The sequence below is a fragment of the uncultured Rothia sp. genome, assembly GCF_937976295.1.
GTDB lineage: Bacteria > Actinomycetota > Actinomycetes > Actinomycetales > Micrococcaceae > Rothia.
The window spans coordinates 1-1,736 of record NZ_CALJRY010000289.1; the positions used below are offsets into that span (position 1 = coordinate 1).

At 57.5% G+C, this 1,736-nt stretch carries 1 protein-coding gene and 1 pseudogene; both read left to right on the plus strand.

Going from position 1 to position 1,736, the window contains the following annotated elements:
• The coding region (locus Q0216_RS07770; protein WP_298594293.1) for a glucose PTS transporter subunit IIA at nt 1-1,028 on the plus strand (1,028 nt) is incomplete at its 5' end.
• Between the two features lie 175 nt (nt 1,029-1,203).
• Nucleotides 1,204-1,736, plus strand: a pseudogene (locus tag Q0216_RS07775) (dihydrodipicolinate synthase); the annotation flags it as partial.

Consider the following 1,736-nt stretch of genomic DNA (forward strand, 5'->3'; position numbering starts at 1 on the left):
GTCTGCACTGGCCGCTGAACGCTGTCATGATTAACAACCTGCAGACCATGGGTACCGACTTCATTCAGTCCCCGATGGGTGCGTACAACTTCGCTGTGTTCGGCCTGGTCACCGGTGTGGCTATCCGCGCAAAGCATGACCGTGAGTTGCGTCAGACCGCTATTGGTGCTTCGATGTCCGGTCTGTTGGGTGGTATTTCTGAGCCGTCGATGTACGGTGTGGTGCTCCGCTACAAGCGTGTGATTCCGATTATTCTGGTTCCCGCCGTGCTCGGTGGCGCAACCATTTCCTTCCTGGGTGTTAAGTCCTATGCCTTCGCGTTCACTTCGCTGCTGTCGATTCCGGCTATGCAGCCTTCTTACCTGTACGTGATTGGTCTGGCTATTGCGTTCTTCGGCGCTATGACCGGTGTTCTGATTTTCGGTTACGAGTCCAAGGCTGATGCTGTGAAGCACGCTGCTGAGCGCGCCGCTGAGGCTTCTGAGGAGTCCGCTCCTGCGGCTGCTGAGAAGGCTGCTCCGTCTACTGCTGCCGCTGCCCCTGCGACCGCTGCTGCTGCTTCCGCTGGTGAGGTCATTGAGCTGCACTCCCCGATTGAGGGTACTGCTGTGGCTCTGTCTGATGTTCCGGACCCGATTTTTGCTGCGGGCAAGCTGGGCGAGGGTGTGGCTATTGAGCCGACCGGTACCACTGTGGTTGCTCCCGCTGCCGGTAAGGTTGCTGCAACCTACCCCTCGGGCCACGCTGTTGGTCTGAAGCTGGAGAACGGCATTGAGCTGCTGATTCACGTTGGTCTGGATACCGTGAACCTGGACGGTAAGGGCTTCAGCGTGAAGGTTGCTAAGGGCGACGTTGTTGCTGCTGGCGACGCTCTGATTGAGTTCGATCCTGAGGTTATCAAGGAGGCGGGTTACCCGCTGATTACCCCGGTTATCGTGACCAACACCCGCAAGTTTGCTGAGGTTAAGGGTCTGCCGGGCGTTGCTCACCAGAACCTGACCACTGTCCTGAAGGTAACCACTAAGTAGTTCGCTTTCTAGGCTCTAAGGGGCCCCACCATTGTGGTGGGGCCCCTTTCCTTATGCCCTGTTTCCTTAAGCTCTGTTCCCTTGCTTGGGCGTATGCACTAGCCGGGGGGGGGTATTTCTGCTAGTGTGAGAATAAGCTCAACAAGGAAGTTCTCAAGTGATGGGGAGTACGATGATGTCTTCTGATACTGGGGTGTTGGATACCGAGGTGTGGGAAGAGCAGCAAGAAGAGTTGCGTGCTCTTTCTCCTGTTCGGCGGCTGATGCGCCGGCTCAATCTTGAGGCGCTCGTCTATGAGTCCGCGCCGTTCCCGGTTCTGCTGCGTAAGCTCTCCGCGCTGATTCCAGCGTGCCTTCTGTGGTGGGTTATCTATGAGCCGTACCGGCTTGCTTCCTCCACCAGCCTCCCCGAGGGCACCCACGCCATTACTCTGGTCCCCGGAGCGTGGGGTGACCCCGCTACGGGGGCTTATGGAGGTCTTCCTGAGTTGCCGGGGGTTCTCTTGCGCTGGGTGCTGTGCATTGCGGCTATGGTGGCTGTCGTTCATCTCTGCGGCGTCAAGGCAAAGGGTCAGAGCTTCACGATTCCTCACGATGCACGTTCACGGCTGATTGCACTGATGCAGGCTCTGGGCATTTTCGGTGCTTTTGCGCTGGTCGTCTGGATTGAGTACATGATGACTCCGCTGACTCTCATGTTTGAAACCGT